This window comes from Frankia sp. CgMI4 (assembly GCF_001756285.1).
In the GTDB taxonomy this organism is placed as follows: Bacteria; Actinomycetota; Actinomycetes; order Frankiales; family Frankiaceae; genus Frankia; species Frankia casuarinae.
Window position 1 is genome coordinate 1 of the sequence record NZ_MAQZ01000117.1, and the last position, 17,391, is coordinate 17,391.

The following is a 17,391-nucleotide window of genomic DNA, read 5'->3' on the forward strand; positions in this document are numbered from 1 at the left end:
CCACCACACCACCCGACCCAGCCCCGCCACGGCGCTGAGGCGGCACGCCCCATGTGGGTACGTCCCGATCAACGGTCACCCTGTTTTCCCTTTAGAGGCCCTGCTAGAACTAGCGGGCAGGGGTGCTAGACCCAGTAGCCGCTGGCAGGTGCACGCGGGCCACGGTGTCCCACCGGTAGGCGCGTTCCTCACGGCGCAGTTCGACCAGTGCCACGGTTCTGACCGCGACCCGGACGGATGGAAGCTCCCGGAGGTCTCTGACGGCCGCGATGATCGAATGGGCGTCGGTCGGGCTGTTGCAGTAGGCGATTCCGATGTGGGGTCGGAACCCGTGCGGCTTGGTCAYGACCGCGGCGGGCCCGAGTACGGCCGTGGTCGCTTCGACGATCTTGCCCTGGATGGTGACCACCGGTGCCCAGGGCAGGACGCTGAAGCGGACGGCTCCGGAGGACCCAGCCAGCGGCCCCACAGCCAAGGAGAACGGCTCGACCTCGGTCAGCCGTACACACGTCTGCTCCACGGCTCTGTCGACGTCAGCCCGGCCGATCTGATCGGTGAACGCAAGACGTTGGAGCGTCAGATGCAGCCCGTCAGGCGGCACCGGGTCGAGGGCGGGCAGGCGTAGCCGCCGCTGGCACCGGTCGGCAAGGACGTGCAGCTCGGTTGCATCCTCGAAGGTCAGCATCCAGTGGTAGGAGCGGCGGCCGGGTGTCCAGCCCGGCCGGTCCCAGTGGTTTTCGAGCCGGTCGAGACCGGCGAAGCGGTGCCAGTCGTCCGCGACCGGGTCCGCGGTGCGTGCCGTGGTCACCGGTGTGCGCCGGTGGGGAGGGCGAGCGCGCGGGAAGCCTCCGCGAGTTCGGTGAYCGGGCCGATCTGCTGCCACGGCTTGGCGCGGGTGACCAGCTCATGGCTACGACGTCGGACGGACTCGATCGGGTTGCCGGCCGTGGCGGTCAGAGCCTCGATGCCCAGGACGGCAGCCTGCTCCGGATCGGGGGAGTGGGACAGCAGCAGCGCGGTCGCGAGGTCGAGGCGGACGAGGCAACGGCTCCACATCGACGGGGATCGGTCTGCGACCTGAGCGGYCATGTCCGCATACTCCCGCGCCTGACCGGGCTCGCCCAGTGAGACATAGGCGGTCGCGGCGTTCGCGGCGATACGGGCGATGCTGTACGGCGCGAAGGAGATGCAGGGCGACATCCCGTCGGGCACCGGATGCTGTTCGGCGAGGTCGAACRCCTCCCCCACGGATCGGCCCACCCCGGCGCGGTCACCGAGCCGACCGAGGGCGCGTGCCTCCCCGTTCACAGCGAGGCGGATCACCTGGGCCGACCGGCCACCGACACGGCGACCCTCCCGGGCGAACTCCAGGGCAGCTCTGTAGTCCCCGGCGTAGTACTCACACAGGCTCTGCGTGCCGCCTATCCATGCCGTGAGGTCGTGGTGACCGACCAGCTCAGCGGTGTGGAGAGCCTCCAGACAGTAGGCGCGCGCGAGTCCGAACCGGCCGGTGTTCACCGCCATGTAGCCGAGTATTCCGGAGAGGCGACCGGCGATTTCGTAGAGCCGTTCACGCTGCCGGGGCGGCTGTCGTCCTTCCAGGAGGTTCTGAACCCGGCGGCGTTGCCTGAGTACCCGTGGTGCGAGTTTTTCCGGGCCGGCCCACTCGTACTCGTCCGCCATGGTCAGGAGCAGAACGTCGAAGTGGGCGAGAACGGCCGTGCTGACGTTGGATGCACCGAGCGTCTCGATCCGCTGCCCGATCTCCTCGACGGRATCCGATTCCTCGGGAAGGGCGGTCTGTTCCACGATGTTCGTCCGTGAGGCCTCCGGAGACTGGACGGCGCCGCGCGGTGCCAGCCCCATCAACATGCGGGCACGGTCGGGCAGGTCGAGCCCATCGGCGACGCGCTCGAACAACTCGAACTCGGCGGCGATTCGCTTGCCGTTGATGTACTTGCTGATATCTGACTSGGCCAGGCCGACGCGCATCCCGATCCCTGGCTGACTCGCCCCGGCGTRCCGCTGTACCAGCCGGAAGAGGRAACCGATGTCCCTCATCTGCAGGCTCTCGGCGACCTGGGTCCGATCCCAGAATTMYGCCGGTATGACGAACGCGGACGGATCATGACGCACGTCGACTCACCCCGCCATCTGCCGCCATCTGTAGCTGATCGTAGTCGATGAGAGCCGGTCCAGGGCCGGAAAACGAGTGCTCGGCGCCATGCCTCGAAGCACTGCTCTTCGGGGACTGCGGCATGCCGCCGGGAACTGTCCTGCCGATCCCGTCCGGGTCATGATTACGGACATCGACACGACCTCCCCGATTTACCCACCGGACCATACGCCCGACCGGGGAGGCTCGCGAATCGATACCGGAATCAACGGAGAGCCCGAAAGGACAGTGAGCCATGCTCGCCACGAAACCCGAATACCCCGCAGCTTTCTCGGTGGAAATGAGCGAACCGTTCACGCCCACCTGGAACCGTCTCCCGGGCATCACGGTGAACGGGACCACGGTCACGGTCGAGCCGGACCGGTACTTCGTCCGTCGCAGTACCGCGCCGGTCTGGATGCTCGTCGACTGGGACCTGGTGACCGAGCGCCTGCTGTCGGAGGACGAGACCGAGGAGGCCGCTGTCGAACAGCAGACCTTGGAGTTCGTCCGTGCCTACGGTCAGCGGACGTCCGAGCCGGCGGACGTGCTGCGCACCGCCGACCGGGTCTACCACCACCTGTTCTCCGCCGAGCGGCTGGACGACCCCGACCTGTCCGACGTCACCGACGACGACCTGCGCATCCTGCGGGAGTCCGCGACGCTCGCGGCGCTGAACCGGGTCGAGCTGTCCGGGGAGATYGCCGACATCGGCCCGGCCTGGTTCTTCCCGGCCACCGCCCGCGTCGTCTACGACCTGGACGCGGACGGAGCCGAGCGGGTCGACGACCTGTACCACGGCGGCTTCTTCAACGAGTACCGCCGGGTGGAGGCGGTCAAGGCGCACGCTGCGCTCGGTTTCAGCCTCGCCCGTCCACATTACGATCTTGATCGATGCAGGATCAAGAGAGCCGTCACAGGCGCGGCCACAAGTGGACCACCGAGATCATAAAAGATTCACCTGCCGGTGGGTCGACAGCAACTCCTCGGGTTGCCACGCTGTGCAGCAGAGCCGACACGACGGTGCTGTGGGGGTGACCGGTGCGACTGGCGTCGTTCAACGTGGAAAACCTGTTCGAACGGATCCGGGCGATGGACCTGCCCACCTGGGACGAAGGCCAACCGGTCCTGGYCGCATTCGACCGATTCATCACCCTCGCCCAGCACGAGGTCTATACCGTTCAGAACAAGACCGACATGCTCGCCGACCTGGAAACGATGGAGATCCTGACCCGCACCAGCGAGGGTCGGCTGCAGCTCAACCGGGATCCACAGCCGCGGTGGGCCCGGCTTCGTGAGAACCGCGGGAACTTCCTCACCCAACCCCCCGGTAAGGACGCTGTGATCGACGCGACCGGGCGGCAGGATTGGATCGGCTGGGTCGAACTGGTCACCGGCCCCGTCGACGAGACCGCGATCCGCTCCACTGCCCAGGTCATCACGGACATCAACGCCGACGTTCTCGCCGTGATCGAAGCCGAAAACCGTCCGGCGCTGGTCCGGTTCAACACCAGTCTGCTCGCCGGCCTGTACGCCCACGTGATGCTCGTCGACGGCAACGACCCCCGCGGCATCGACGTCGGCCTGCTGGCCAAACCCGGCCACACGATCGGCTCGATCGTCAGCCACGTCGACGACCCCGACCCGGCCCGCCCCGACCGGCCGCTGTTCAGCCGCGACTGCCCCGCCTACGAACTGCACACCCCCGCCGGCAACACCATCTGGGTACTGCCGAACCATTTGAAAAGCCAGTCCTGGACCTCCGGAAACCCCGACCCGCTACGCCGCCGGCAGGCCCACCGGGTGGCGGAGATCTACACCGCGCTCCGCGACGCCGGCGCCCGGTACATCGCCGTCGTCGGTGACCTCAACAAGCCACCCCCGCCCGCGTTCCCCAGCCTCGAACCCCTCCTCGGCCCCGACAGTCCACTCGTCGACGCCGCCAGCCGGGCCGGATTCGACACCGGCCCCCGACCCGGTACCTTCCAGTCCTGCACCGCCCGTAACCGACTCGACTACATCCTGCTCTCCCCCGACCTCGCCGACCGGATGACCGGCGGGCAGATCGTCCGCACCGGCCTGTGGGGCGACCCCGACAACAAACACCCATCCGCCCAGTGGGTGATCCACCCCAAGATCACCCGAGCCGACCAGGCCGCCTCCGATCACGCCGCCCTTTACGTCGACCTCGATATCTAAAAACACCGCGGCATCTAGAACACCAGGCGACACTCTGTTGTGCCGCTGAGYGGACGCCTGCCCCGCCGCTCGATTTGACCCCGCCCCCGAACCATCCGAGGAATCGCCAGCAGAGGTGGGCGATGTCGTGGATGCGTTCGCCCGGTGCGGCGAGGTCCCAGTCGTCGCCGTGGTCGAACGGAACCACGAACCCGGCGCAGCCGTACTCTCGACCGATCCGGCGAGCGGCCCGGGTCGGCGACCGCGGCCGGGTCCGCTCCCACCCGCGGCCTCGACGACTGCCAGGTCCGCGACTACCGGGCCCGGTACGCGCACATCACCTTGTCCAGGCTCGCCTACCGATAGTCGCCCTACAGCACAGTTTATCACTCCAGCCAGCCGCTAGAGATCGCTGTCCGTACGACACGTCGGTGGATGCCACTCGTATCTTCCGAATACTAGACTTAAGTTATGAAAATAGCCCATAACGCCCCACCGTGAGATAGCCAACACCGTAGAGACTTCAACGGAGGTTGACGGTCACCGGAAGCGCTGGTCAGCCCGCTGCGGGCACAGATTACTTGCTATTAAGCAGCAGCATAATTTTTCTTCTCAACAACCAATGGCCCCTCCTTCCTCGTAGACCTCGCCAGTTGGTTGTGGTTAGACTGACGACCGAGCGATTCCAGGAGACGTTACAAGAACAGTAAGTCGCGGCTTCGCCTACTTGACGGCACGGATGCGACGCATGGCGACACGGGGGGTGCGACAACGTAGCGCTGGAGTGCGCAACGGCCGCTACTGTAACTACAGTAAGCGCGCCCAGGCCGCGCGCATGCCTGGAGAATCACGGCCGGCCCGGCCCTGTCGAATTCATCCACAGCTGATGATGATGATGATAGTCAGAAAAACGATCATTGACGCGGGCATGCACGCCGTTCCACGGAATATCGACGGGCATCGCTGGCATATTTCTAATACCAAAAGGTCGTTGACAGCTCCTACCAGTGRTCCGGCCGCATCTCCATGCGGACATTCCCTGCTGGAAAAGGAAGTAGATGACTGCGCAAACCGCACGACGGGTGCTTTTGACGGGGGCGTCGGGCGTGYTCGGTCAAGAGCTCCTGAGCCAGTTGAAAAGAGTTCCTGACATCGAGCCGGTGTGCCTGGTGCACCGCACCGTCCTGGCCGACCAGACGATTACCACCGTGCGCGGTGACATCGCTCGTCCACAACTCGGCCTGGATGGATCGGAGTACCGATCCCTGGTCGACAGCGTGGATGCGGTGGTGAATTCAGCCGCCGTGGTCGCATTCAACGGTACCGAGAGGACATTAAGGTCGATCAACGTCGAGGGAACTTCGCGGATAGCGCAGCTGGCCGCGGCGGCAGACGCACCCCTCTACCATGTGAGCACCGCCTACATTGGCGCCCGCAGCGACGGCGCCGGCGAGTCCGGTGCTCGCTACGCCAGCAGCAAGCGCGAGGCCGAGGACGTAGTGCGCGGCGCGGGGGTCCCCTATGCCATCCTCCGGCCCTCGATCATCGTCGGCCACTCCGATACCGGTGCCATAGCCAGCTTCCAAGGCTTCTACCAGATGGTGGCCAGATTCCTGCACGATAAACTACCGATAATACCCTTCTCCCCGGACTCTCGGATCGATCTGGTGCCCGTTGATTATGTAGCCGAGGCAGTTGTTGCCGCTGTACGTAAGGAGGCGCTGGGCAGCGAACTCTGGCTCGCTAATGGGCCGGCGGCACTGACCCTCACCGACGTCGTTGACATGGCGCTCGATATTGGCCGTGATTTTGGCTATCCGGCCAAGCCCCCGATGCTGATATCCGGTACTGTCCTGGATGAATCCGCCATCACGGATCCGRCACTATACGCGGGGATAATGAAGGCAGTAGCCTATTTCTCTGCATACGTCCGCTCAAGCCTGATACTGCCGACATCGGCTGATGAGCTCGCCGCCCTCGGCGTCCGGCCGCTCCCCGACGCCAGGACGGTCGCGGATCGGAGCATGCGCTACTGGGCGGCCCGCGACGCTCGGTCGAACCAGGGCACGACAAAGATCGACCGAGCGGCCGTTGCTGGGAGCAGCCGGCCGTGACCCGTAGCAGCAGCACAGGGGTCGCACAGACGCGATCCGTCGCGGAGCCCACTTTGGACGTGCTGACCCGGCACGCTCACAACCCATCTGCATACCTGGCGCTGAACGAAGGAAATCTGACGTTCGAGGTGGATGGAATCGACGGCGTCGTCATCTACCGGCCAAGCGGGAGGTTCCTGATCCAGTTCGGCGGAGTCTTCGCGCCGCCGGACCAGCAGGCTGAGCTGCTGACTGAGTTCGTCCGTTGGGCCAGGCAGAACCGCCGTCGGGTGATTAGCGTCCAGCTGATGCCCGAAGATACTGACATCTACCTGCGTGCCGGTTTTGGCGTGAACCAGCTCGGCGCCTCCTACGCCCGTTCACTGGACGGTTTCAGCATGTCGGGGAAACATTTCGTGAAGATCCGGAATAAGATCTCTCGAGCTAATCGGGACGGCGTCCGGGTACGCGAGGTGGCGGCGGTCCGTGAGCGGACGCCGCAGCTGATGGAGGCACTGAACGAGGTGGACTGGGTATGGTTGAAGGCAAAAGGTTTTGGCGTCGCCGAGATCGACTTTATGATCGGCCAACGGGGCGGTTGGGCCGAGCGCAGGCGCCGGTTGTTCGTTGCCGAGCACGCCGGCCGGCTGGTGGGCTACCAGGTATTCTCGCCGGTCTTCGGKCGGCACTCCGGTTGGCTGCATGACCTGAGCCGGCGGATACCGGACGCTCCCACCGGAGTCAGCGAGCTGATCCTGTCCACGGCCGTACGGCAGTTCGTCGGGGAGAAGACGCCGTACCTGCACTTTGGTCTCACTCCCTTCACTTCGCTCGATCCGAAACATCGACTTCCTGGACACAGCCCCTTCGTGGACCGTTTCGTGCGCTGGCTCGGCACTCGCGCCGAGTGGATCTACCCCGCCCAGTCCCAGGTGGCATACAAGCTGAAGTGGCAACCAGACCTGATCCAGCCGGAGTATGTCGCGTTCCAGGACGGCGTCTCGCTCTCCGCCGTCTGGCGGTTGATGCGGGTGACGAAGGCCGTCTCGCTGCGCCGGGGCAGGAAGAGCGTCACACGTCGCCCAGCGAGTCCCCATGAGTGATAAAATTCTTTCTCGCGATGCCGGAAATAAAGATCAAGTCCTTCGCTCCGCCCCGAACGCGGTCCCGAACGGGAGCGGGACGGCGAAGTCGGGGGTGACCGGGTCCGGTCGGGTCCCAGGCCGGCGGCTCCCGCGTTACGAAGCGCGGCCCGTGCTTGTCGCCTGCGTTGTGTTCGCCATCCTCGGAACGCTACGTATTGCCGGCGCGTTCGACGAGTGGCTCATGGTGTTCTCTATCGTGCTCACCCCGTTCGCGCTGTTCGTCGTGCCGCGGCGAATGTGGTCGGATGTCGGCGTGCAGGCCATATCCTCGCCACGGCAGTTGGCCMGCGGGATCGGGGTGGTGACCGCCGGCTACCTGCTGACCCTCGTCGCCTGCCTGACGCTGCTCGGGCGGGGTGAGGACAACTGGGCGGCCCTGCTGCCCGGCCTCTTCCGCKAGATGTTCCCGGGCTCTCCGGCGCTCGCCTATATCTCCTTGTTCCTCTGTATGGGTTTGCTCGTCCCGATCGCTGAGGAGGTCTTCTACCGAGGCGTGCTGCTGCACGCCGCCTCCCGGCGCATGGGGCTCTGGAGGTCCGTCGTCACGGTCAGTGCCGGCTGGGCACTCGTGCACCTCGGCGATTACGGACTCAATCCTTTCAACCCGCTGGTCCTGGCCGGGATGATCCCCTCGGTCTTCGTGATGGGCCTCGCCCTGGGTTATTGCCGGATGGTGACGGGATCGGTGGTCGGTACGACCATCGCGCAGGGTGTGGCCAACGTTCTGTTCACCATCTGGGCAATCTCGCTCTAACKTGATCGGAGAAGGCGAGATGGCTGCCAGCCAGGACGCGGTCGAGACGAACTCCACCGCGGTTCGCCACGACGTATTCAAGGTGACCGCCGCGACCTGTGGCGCGCTGTTCGTGGACAGCCTGCTCTACAGCATCGTGGTACCTGTCCTGCCAAACTACGCGGACCAGTTCGATGTGGGGTCGGCCGGGGTGAGCCTGCTGTACGCCGCGTACGCGGTCGCCCTGCTGGCGGGGACTCCCCTGATGGGCCGGGTCGGCGACCGGTTCGGGCATGAACGGCCATTCCAGGTCGGTGCCGCCGGTCTGCTGATCTCGACRGTCGGTTTCGCGCTGGCTCGTAGTTATCCCGAACTTCTGGCTGCCCGCACGCTCCAGGGAGTCGCCGCGGCGGCGCTGTGGACGAACGGAATCGCTCTGCTCGCCCAGCGGGTGCGGCCCCCCAGGGCCGGCGGCGCGATGGGAGCGGCGATGTCCAGTATGTCCGTCGGTATGGTCGCTGGCCCAGTGATCGGCGGGCTGCTGGCCGAACGCTTCGGCGACGCGGCGCCGTTCGTGGTGTGCACGGTGCTCACCGCGGTACTCGCCGCCGTCCTGCCGTGGCTGGTCCGCGGCGCCGCGCAGCCGGTACGTGAGCAGCAGCCATCCGGCTGGCGTTCGCTCCTGCCGACCCTGCTCGCTGTCGCCTTCGGAGCGGCGACGCTGAGCATGCTGGAACCGCTGCTCCCGCTGCACCTGGCCGACCGGTTCGGCAGCGGCCCGGCCACGCTGGGTCTGATCTTCGGGGCGGCGACGCTGGCGCACGGGCTCGCCGGGGTGCCGGTCGGCCTGCTTGGGGACCGGCGGCCGGATCTGCCGTTGATCCCGGGCGGGTTGCTGGGGATGAGCGCCGTCCTGCCGCTGCTCCCCAGGTTCGACGTTGGCTGGACGACGGTGCTGCTGGTGACGTTCGCCGTTTGCTTCTCCTTTGTCCTCATCCCTGCGCTGGGGATTCTCACCGCAGCGGCGGAACGGCGGGGGGTCGGGCATGGGGCCATCTTCGCGATGTTCAACATCGCCTATGCCGTGGGGATGATGAGCGGCCCTCTGCTCGGCGCGCTGGGTACCGGCTTCAGCAGCGTCACCACCGCGCTTACCGGCATGGCGGCGGTTCTCGTCCTGGGCGCCGTCCTGATCCTGACCGCGGCGCAGCGCCGCTCCGTCACCTGACGTCCGAGCCAGGATGCCCGGCTGCGGTCGGGCATCCACCTCACCGAAAAGACATCCCGTCCTTCTGCTCGCGATCCACTGGGAGTTGCTATGAGCCGAGCCGGTCTGGCGCTGCGCGCCGCCCGTCYCCTACTCACCCGCGCCGTTGCCGACACCACACCTGATTACGACATCGCCAGCAGCACCTATGACGAGGCGTTCACCGCCCTCATGGGCCCGAACTCGACGGCGATGCTGGACCTGGTGGGGATCGCCCCGGGGATGGACGTCATCGAGCTGGCATGCGGCACGGGTCACCTGTCCGAACAGATTCGGATCCGGCAGCAGGGCCTCGGTTCGCTGCGGGTGATCGAGAAGTCCCCGGGGATGCTGGCCGTCGCGAAGGCCAAGATGGAGACGCTCGGCCAAGCCTCCAAGGATGTCAGCTGGCAGCAGGGCGACATGCTGGAGTTCCTCAAGGCCCAGGCGACCAACAGCGCCGACGCGATCGTCTGCGGTTGGGCGATCTGCTATAGCAAGCCCTCCCAATTGTTCCGCGAGGCGCGGCGGGTGCTCCGCCCAGGAGGTCGGATCGGCATCATCGAGTCCCGCGCGGACGCATTGGCCTCGCTGCGCAAGGCTTTCGAAGACGTCGTCGCGGACGAGCCGACTCTGCTCACCGCGATGGTGCGGGTGGCCCTGCCGAAGGACGCCGAGACGGTGGCCAGGTGGATGCGCAAGGGCGAACTGCGGGTAATCAACCAGTATGAGGGTGAACAGCGCTGGCCGGTGGCCACCGCCGAGGAAGCCGTAGAGTGGGTGGAACGGTCCGGCGCCGGCGCCGGCTTCCGGGACTCGTTCGACATGTCCCGCGAAGACGACGTCAGAGGCAAACTGACAGAGGCGCTACGCAAGCAGGCCAGCCGGCCGGGGGGCCTCACACTCCTCCATCCGTTCGTCGTGGTCGTCGCCGAGACCACACCGGAGCCGGCAGCTCCCGTCCAGCCGGGCGTCACCAAGGCGAATGGGATCCAGTGAACTCTGGGACTGGCGGGATCGGATCGGAGTCGACGCCTTCCCCTTCCGCCCATCCGGTGCTGGGACGGATCGCCCGGGCCGTGGTCAGACACCCCGTGGTCGTCATCGTCCTCTGGCTCGTCGCTATCGGGGCCTGCGCGCCGTTCGCGCTCAAGCTCTCCGAGGTACAGTCCCGGCAGGGCAGCTCGAAGATCGTGCCCGGCTCGGTCGGCGACGCCGTAGCGCAACGGCTCGTACAGGCATTCCCGCATCACTCCGAGCGGGAAACCCTCATCGTGCTCAGTGCGCCCGATGTGACCGCCGCGAGTTCGCGGCGGCTGATGGGCATGCTGGACGCCTCGCTACAGCCACTCGTCCACGATGGCTCAGTCATGAGCACGACGTCGCCGTACACGCTGCACCGCGACGCTCTCCTGGCCGCGATGCGCCACGTGCTCGCGCCGGCGGGTACGCCGCCACCGAGCACCGAGGAGGCCATGGGCCGCCTGGCCCAGGCGCGGGCCACGGGTCAGGTGCCCGCGGCGCTGGTTCCACTCCTGCAACGGGCCGCACGTACCGACCAGGCGGAATGGCCGAAGCTGGYCGGCACGCTGGCCGAGGAGACGGACTGGGCGRACTTCCCCGTGCCGGTGGACGCCGCCAGCCTGATCTCCGATGACCACAGGGCGTCACTCGTTACCGTCGCCTACTCGAGGCATGGACCTGACCCGGACCTGACAGCGCTGCGCCGCACTGTGGCCGCGGACATAGCCCGGCTGGGCCCGGCCTCCCCGGTGCACGCCGCCGTCACCGGCGAACTGGCACTGATCAAGGACACGTACGACAAGGCCGAGGCCGACAACGCGAAGATGGAGTACGCGGCTTACATCATCATCATCATCGTTCTGCTGCTGTTCTTCCGTGCCGTCGTTCCGGCAGTCCTCACCCTGACGATGATCGGGCTCGCCATGACGATCAGCCAGGCATGGCTGTACGCCGTCGGCAGCCAGGTGGAACTAACCCAGTTCACCACGACAATCATGACCTTCGTCATGCTCGGTGCTGGCGTCGACTACAGCATGTTGCTGTCCTCCAGATATCGGCAGGAACGCCTGRCTGGCCGCGACCCGAAAGAAGCCGTCGTCAACGCCACCATCCACGCCGGTGAAAGCATTGCCCTCGCGGGAAGCACCGTCATCCTCGCGTTCGCCGCAACCCTGCTCTCACCGGTCGACTGGATCCCGCCGCTCGGCTATGGGGGGCTCGCGGGCATCCCGGTGATGCTGCTGGCCGCACTGACGATCACACCGGCGCTGCTGGTTCTGCTGGGCGACAAATTCTTCCTGCTCGGTGTCCGGCCGCTCACGGATATGGAGTCCAAGGGCTGGCTGACCAACCTGCTGCGACGGCTGGCCGTGCTGCCGCGACGGGCACCCGTCGCCGTCGTCGCGGTGTTCGTGCTGGCGACGATCCCCATCATTGTCCTCCTGGGATCCCACCGGCTGACCTCCGACCCGGTCGCGCTGAGCCCGGACACAGACGCCCGCCGCGGCTACAACCTTATCGCCGAACACTGGCAACCCGGCCTGCTGCAGCCGACGACCGTCGTCGGTGACATCGGCGACAACGGTCACCGAGGCGACACTCTCACCCTTGCCGGCTGGCAGCGACTGGACAGCCTAAGCGACGCGATCGCCCGCACTCCCGGCGTGGTCTCCGTTTCGAGCCTGTCCCGCCCCACGGGCACGAAGCTGTCCTGGGAGGACACGTCGGCGCTACCACAAAACGTCCGACAGGACTTTCTGGCCCCGGACGGCGCCCTGCGGCTGTCCATCGTGCTGGCTGGGGACCCACTGTCGGAGCAGGCGAGGTCGAYGATCCGGACGCTGACCACGCTGGTCGCCGACAGTACCATCGACAACGCTCAGGTCGGTGGTGCCACCGTCATCGACCAAGAATACGATGCGGCGCTGACATCGTCCTTCTGGAAGATGATCGCCTTTGTGTGCGCCGGCGTCATAGTGCTGCTGACCTTCGCATTACGATCCATCCTGGTCCCGATCCGGCTGATCCTGACGATCGCGCTCAGCAACATTTGGGCACTCGGCGCCACRCTCGCGGTCTTCGCCGGCTGGCTCGATGAACCCGTCATCAACGACCTACCAATCTTCCTGGTGATCCTCATGATGGGTCTCGGCATGGACTACGAAATCTTTTTGATAACCCGGATCCGAGAAATAACCCGGCAGGGAAGCAGTGACGCCGACGCGGTGACGACAGCTATCGTGGACACCGGCCGGGTAATCACCGCTGCCGGCCTGGTTATGGCGGGAACACTGGGGACGATGATGCTCTCGTCAACGTTGATGCTGCGCGAGTATGGCTTCGGCCTCAGCGTCGCGGTGCTGCTCGACGCCACGCTGATCAGGCTCGTCCTGGCGCCCGCCACACTCCTGATAGCCGGGAAGTACAACTGGTGGCTGCCCTCCCTACGGCGCCGCGCCGCCGCCCCGGACGGGCCGGCGTGAGGTAGACGGCGCCATTCCATAACCATTCCGTATCCCGCGTGACACCGCCGTATCCCGCATGACACTAAGATTTACCGGCCAGGCCAGGACACGCCCGACACGGCATACCGGAGTTGACACTTCCTTGCAGGATGCGCCATTATTGAAGAAATTTCAACAAGAGTGCGTTGACCCTTTCCGGCTGCTCTTCATGCGGTAGGTGGCCGGCATTTTCTATGGAGACGAAGCGGGCGTTTGGAAGCCTTGCCTCAAGATTCTGGCCAAATTTTATTGGTATGTAACGATCATCCTTGCCCCAGATCACAAGAGTCTCGTTGTGTACCTTTTCGAGATGCCGGTCGACTTCGCTCCAGTTCAAATTACGTTGCAGGATGTACTGAGCTTTGAGGTTGCGAGAATAAGTGATAGGAATATATATCTGGCGAATCTCCGCGTCAGATACGGCCGATGGGTTGCTGAAGAGATTTTCGTGTATATCCTTCCTGACGTTGCCAAAAGAAAAGAAGTGTACGAGCAACTCGCCTACCAGCGGATACGACAGGTRCTTCCAGGAGCTCCCGTCGTGAGCCGCGATCTCCGCCGTCCCCGTAGCATCAATGAGCACTATCCTGCCGACCTCATCAGGGTAAACCTCGGCAAAATAAAGCGCCCAACCGCCACCCCATGAACTCCCAATAAAATCAGCCTGGACAATTCCTTGCTTTGCCAAAAAATCTTTCAGGAGCGTCGCGAATCCGGCCAAGGTGAGCGTAGCAGGATCCTGGTAGGTGGTGAAACCATGYCCGGGCATATCCAGGGCATACACAGTATGCTCCCGGGCAAGTTCATCGATGTTCTTCCRGAAAGAATACAGCCAGGTGCCACCGCCATGCAGGAGAATGACAGGTCTACCAGCGCCTTGCTTCAGATAGTGGAGCCGTGTATCACCTATGTCCATGTATCGAGTTGTACGTTCCTTCAGAAACGAGGGCGTCTCCTTGAGATTCCGCCCAGGCTCGACGCCGTAGGCAAAAAAGCTAACAGCTAGGAAGCCTARCAAGAACAGGCTAATAATAGAAAGCATATATATCCTGGCTACAGCACAACTCATTCTTGGACTCCAACTAAAGTGCTAAGCCTGCTAGCTTGAAAAGTCCTGATTCCACACCAAGAAATCTATCCTTAATCTTCTTGCAGAATAGAACACCCTCGCCCACCGTAACACGGTCGGGAACATACTCTTCAGCTCCACCAAGCCCTATAGTGCCAAGGCGCGAGGAATCTCCCGGAAAAATGCCTGAACCGCCTCGGCGTGTCCRGCGGTGAGGCGTCCTCGGTTCTGTAGGATCGGCTTGCTGGATGGTGACCATCCAGCCTTGGCGGCTGGCCGGCAGACGAGGATGTAGCCGGGATGGTTACCGTCCCCGTCCCGTGCCACCGCCCTACCCACCGGTCGGTATGGGACGGGGACGGCGCGTCAGGAACTCCAGGAGGGAGAACTGCCGTGGCGTCGGCTCGACCGGTGACTCACCCCGCCAGGCCCGGTGCGACGCGGGTCGAGCCGGAGGTCGCCAGCCGCCAGGACGACCGGGCGTTCCCCACCACCACGGCGCARCAGCGCCCGCAGTCGCGCCACCAGACTCCGGTCGTCGTCCGCCACCAGGATGCGCATGTGCGGAACAGGGCCACCCTGCCGCTGAGCGCCAGCCGAATCCCTGCTGAATCTTCGCTCTGAAGGACGGGGCCCTGCGCGCTACGTTTCCCGGTCACGGGCCTCGAGTCGGTCCGCGGGAAGAAGAGCACGAGGAGGATCATGCGGCACGAACACCGGACCCCGGTCGACGTTCTTGCGCTACTGATACGGGACGGCCGCCTGCTCCTGACGAAACGCGCGGGAGGCATCTACGGAAGCGGCTGCTGGGCGCTGCCCAGCGGACGGATCGAGCCCGCCGAGGACGTCGTGACCGCGGTGATCCGGGAGCTCGACGAGGAGCTCGGTATCGGGGTCGAACCCGAGGATGTCGCTTTCGCGGGTATCACGCATGYCCTTCCGCCGGACAGCGACGCTCGTATCGGTTTCGGCTTCCTGGTGTCGCGGTGGAGCGGCGAGCCCACCAATCGGGAGCCAGCCACCTGCTCCGCCCTCGCCTGGCACCCACCGGACGATCTGCCGGCCGACACCCTGGCGTACAGCAGGGAGATCATCCGTCTGCATCTGCGGGCGGAACCGTTCTCCCGGTTCGGCTGGCCGCCGAGTCGGGGAGCGGGCGCACGATCGCGGCAGGCTTTCTCGGCTATCCGGTCCCGCGACCGGTCCACGGGTCCCCCGCCAGACCGAGCTGGCTGATCCAGGTCTGGTAACAGCGGCGGTCGGCGAGCCGGGTCCAGTCGCCGCCCCACCGCTCCATGGCCGTACGGACACCGCACCCGCAGAATGCGCATGGCGGCGACGTGGATGCAACATGCAACAAAACCTTCACGGTTGTCGACCGATAGCAATGGAGATGCTACTTTCAGTTCACACCTTGAGCGTGAGGGGAGAGGGTGACGATCATCGCCATCGCGCCGCATCGAACGCCCGTACGTACCGCCGTCGCGATGATCAGCATCCTCGCTCTCACCACCGTCCTGATCGGCGTCGGCCTGGCCGGATCCGCCGTGGCCGGCGCCTGCCCGACGGCCGGGTCCAGCGACGTGGGGAAGACGGGGAAGATCAGGAAAACCGAGAAAACCTGTCCCGATGGGGACGATGCGCCGCCGTTCGGCTTTCTCGATCTCGCCGACGCATCCCCCGCCGGCATCCGCGTCGCCGGCTGGACCATCGACCCGGGGGACCTCACCCACCCCCTGGCCGTAACGATCATTCTGGACGACGTCGCCACCGCCAGTGTCGTCGCCGACCGCTCCCGTCCCGACGTCGCCCGGGCCCACCCGGGCGCCGGCCCCGACCACGGCTTCGACACCACCGTGGCCGCCGCACCCGGCACCCACACCGTCTGCACCGCCGCGGTGAACATCGGCCCGCTCGGCTCCTTCCACCGGCGGAGCCTCGGCTGCGCCACCGCGACCGTGGACGCGCCCGCCGTCGACCACACGCCCCTCGGCTACCTCGACCTCGCGACGCCCAACCCGTGGATCACCGCCGGCTGGAGCAGCGTCCGCGTCRCCGGCTGGACCTACGACCCCGACGACCCCGCCGACCCCCTCATCGTCACGGTCACTCTCGACGCCACCACCGCCACCACCGCCACCGCGGACACCTCCCGACCGGACGTCGCCCGCTTCTACCCCGACGCCGGCCCCGACCACGGCTTCGAGACCACCGTCATCACGAGCGCCGTCCCGCACACGGTGTGCGCCTACGCCACGAACGCCGGGCCCGACGGCCCCATCCGGCATCAGCTCGGCTGCGCCACCGTCTCCTGGCTCCCCTGACCGCTGCTGGCCCCTGACCGCTGCTGGCCCCTCTGACCACCGCCGGCCGCGATGCGCAGGTCCCGCCCGGCGGTCGTCTCACTCGGTAGTCGTCTCACTCGGCGTCTGGAGCGGCGGCCGGAGCGAAGACCGTGGCGAGCGCGGGCAGCGCTCCGGGCACGAGTCGGTAGTAGGCCCACACGCCACGCTTCTCCCGGCTGATCAGGCCGGCGGCGACAAGAACCTTCAGGTGGTGGCTGACGGTCGGCTGGGTCAGCCCGAGCGGCTCGGTCAGTTCGCAGACGCACGCCTCACCACCCTCCCGYGCATAGATCATCGACAGCAGCCGCAGCCGGGCGGGAACGGCGATCGCTTTGAGCACACCGACGAGACGTTCGGCGTCCTCCGCGGACAGCGGGGTGCGAGCCAACGGCGTGCAGCAGGACGCGACGGTGCCCGCGAGCCCGCTCGGTGCGTCACTCTCGTCACCGTGATCACCGTGATCAYGCGCGGTCAGACATCCCATGGTTTTCGTTGTCAAGCGGCGACGTCGAGTGTTGCTTTCTGTGTCCATGCGGTTGCCTCACTGTAGGGGGTGTGGGTCTTGAGGCAGCCGTGCAGGATTCCGACGAGCCGGTTGCCGAGCTGGCGCAGCGCGGCGTGGTGCGACGTGCCGCGCGCGCGGATCGCGTCGTAGTACGACCGGGCGCCCGGGGATGCGCTCAGGGCCGAGAGCGCCTGCTGATGTAGCGCGTCGGCGAGCCGGTTGTTGCGTGCGTAGCGGGCCAGGACCGTCTTCTTCTTCCCGGAGGCGCGGGTGATCGGGCTCGTGCCGGCGTAGTTCTTCCGTGCCTTCGCGTCGGCGTAGCGCGTCGGGTCGTCACCGAACTCGGCGAGCACCCGGGCCGCGAGGACCGGTCCCAGGCCGGGCTGGGACAGCAG

15 protein-coding genes and 1 pseudogene are annotated in these 17,391 nt (G+C 65.9%); 10 read left to right on the plus strand and 6 right to left on the minus strand.

Features of this window, described 5'->3' with window-relative positions; genetic code table 11:
• Positions 1–109: 109 nt before the first annotated feature.
• Together Manayef4_RS20265 and Manayef4_RS20270 are read right to left on the minus strand one after the other, a co-directional pair.
• Entirely contained in the window at positions 110–808 is a 699-nt protein-coding gene (locus Manayef4_RS20265; protein WP_070132895.1) for a 2'-5' RNA ligase family protein, read from the minus strand.
• A complete protein-coding gene (locus Manayef4_RS20270) occupies positions 805–1,992 on the minus strand; it encodes a transcriptional regulator (RefSeq protein WP_254665760.1) in 1,188 nt (395 codons plus the stop codon). Before Manayef4_RS20270 ends, Manayef4_RS20265 begins: the two co-directional genes overlap by 4 nt.
• Before the next feature lie 419 nt (positions 1,993–2,411).
• Here Manayef4_RS20270 and Manayef4_RS20275 point away from each other — a divergent pair, with 419 nt between their 5' ends.
• From Manayef4_RS20275 to Manayef4_RS20310, 8 genes are all read left to right on the plus strand, one after another.
• Positions 2,412–3,107: a hypothetical protein gene (locus tag Manayef4_RS20275; protein WP_011437612.1), complete on the plus strand. Its 696-nt coding sequence runs from the start codon at positions 2,412–2,414 to the stop codon at positions 3,105–3,107.
• An 89-nt stretch (positions 3,108–3,196) separates the two neighbouring features.
• The gene (locus Manayef4_RS20280; RefSeq protein ID WP_070132898.1) at positions 3,197–4,354 is read left to right on the plus strand and encodes an endonuclease/exonuclease/phosphatase family protein; all 1,158 of its coding nucleotides are present in this window, start codon (positions 3,197–3,199) and stop codon (positions 4,352–4,354) included.
• 1,037 nt (positions 4,355–5,391) lie between these two features.
• Positions 5,392–6,447 carry an SDR family oxidoreductase gene (locus Manayef4_RS20285; protein WP_083282592.1) on the plus strand — a complete coding sequence of 352 codons (1,056 nt, stop codon included), beginning with the start codon at positions 5,392–5,394 and terminating at the stop codon, positions 6,445–6,447.
• Between the two features lie 59 nt (positions 6,448–6,506).
• On the plus strand, positions 6,507–7,529 hold the full coding sequence (locus Manayef4_RS20290) for a DUF2156 domain-containing protein (protein ID WP_049760957.1): 1,023 nt from the start codon (positions 6,507–6,509) through the stop codon (positions 7,527–7,529).
• Positions 7,530–7,680: 151 nt separating this feature from the next.
• Entirely contained in the window at positions 7,681–8,325 is a 645-nt protein-coding gene (locus Manayef4_RS20295) for a CPBP family intramembrane glutamic endopeptidase (protein WP_175443442.1), read from the plus strand.
• A 19-nt stretch (positions 8,326–8,344) separates the two neighbouring features.
• The gene (locus tag Manayef4_RS20300) at positions 8,345–9,532 is read left to right on the plus strand and encodes an MFS transporter (RefSeq protein ID WP_011437617.1); all 1,188 of its coding nucleotides are present in this window, start codon (positions 8,345–8,347) and stop codon (positions 9,530–9,532) included.
• A gap of 90 nt (positions 9,533–9,622) precedes the next feature.
• Positions 9,623–10,549: a class I SAM-dependent methyltransferase gene (locus tag Manayef4_RS20305; RefSeq protein WP_070132903.1), complete on the plus strand. Its 927-nt coding sequence runs from the start codon at positions 9,623–9,625 to the stop codon at positions 10,547–10,549.
• The gene (locus Manayef4_RS20310; protein WP_070132905.1) at positions 10,546–13,056 is read left to right on the plus strand and encodes an MMPL family transporter; all 2,511 of its coding nucleotides are present in this window, start codon (positions 10,546–10,548) and stop codon (positions 13,054–13,056) included. The genes Manayef4_RS20305 and Manayef4_RS20310 overlap by 4 nt, the downstream gene beginning before the upstream one ends.
• 139 nt (positions 13,057–13,195) lie before the next feature.
• Here Manayef4_RS20310 and Manayef4_RS23530 read toward each other — a convergent pair whose 3' ends face one another.
• Together Manayef4_RS23530 and Manayef4_RS26815 are read right to left on the minus strand one after the other, a co-directional pair.
• Positions 13,196–14,119, minus strand: coding sequence for an alpha/beta hydrolase (locus Manayef4_RS23530; RefSeq protein WP_175443443.1), 924 nt, complete (start codon positions 14,117–14,119; stop codon positions 13,196–13,198).
• A 382-nt stretch (positions 14,120–14,501) separates the two neighbouring features.
• Positions 14,502–14,674 (minus strand): annotated as a pseudogene (locus Manayef4_RS26815) (response regulator transcription factor); the annotation flags it as partial.
• Positions 14,675–14,848: 174 nt separating this feature from the next.
• Between Manayef4_RS26815 and Manayef4_RS20320 the strand changes: the two are divergent.
• Positions 14,849–15,382: an NUDIX domain-containing protein gene (locus Manayef4_RS20320; protein WP_070132908.1), complete on the plus strand. Its 534-nt coding sequence runs from the start codon at positions 14,849–14,851 to the stop codon at positions 15,380–15,382.
• Positions 15,383–15,579: 197 nt separating this feature from the next.
• Positions 15,580–16,470 (plus strand): hypothetical protein, encoded by an 891-nt coding sequence (locus Manayef4_RS20325; protein WP_070132909.1) that lies wholly within the window; start codon positions 15,580–15,582, stop codon positions 16,468–16,470.
• A 94-nt stretch (positions 16,471–16,564) separates the two neighbouring features.
• Here the strand turns inward: Manayef4_RS20325 and Manayef4_RS20330 are convergent, their stop codons facing one another.
• A complete protein-coding gene (locus tag Manayef4_RS20330; protein WP_070132911.1) occupies positions 16,565–16,975 on the minus strand; it encodes a metalloregulator ArsR/SmtB family transcription factor in 411 nt (136 codons plus the stop codon).
• 11 nt (positions 16,976–16,986) lie between these two features.
• The coding region (locus tag Manayef4_RS20335) for a transposase (protein ID WP_139140163.1) at positions 16,987–17,391 on the minus strand (405 nt) is incomplete at its 5' end.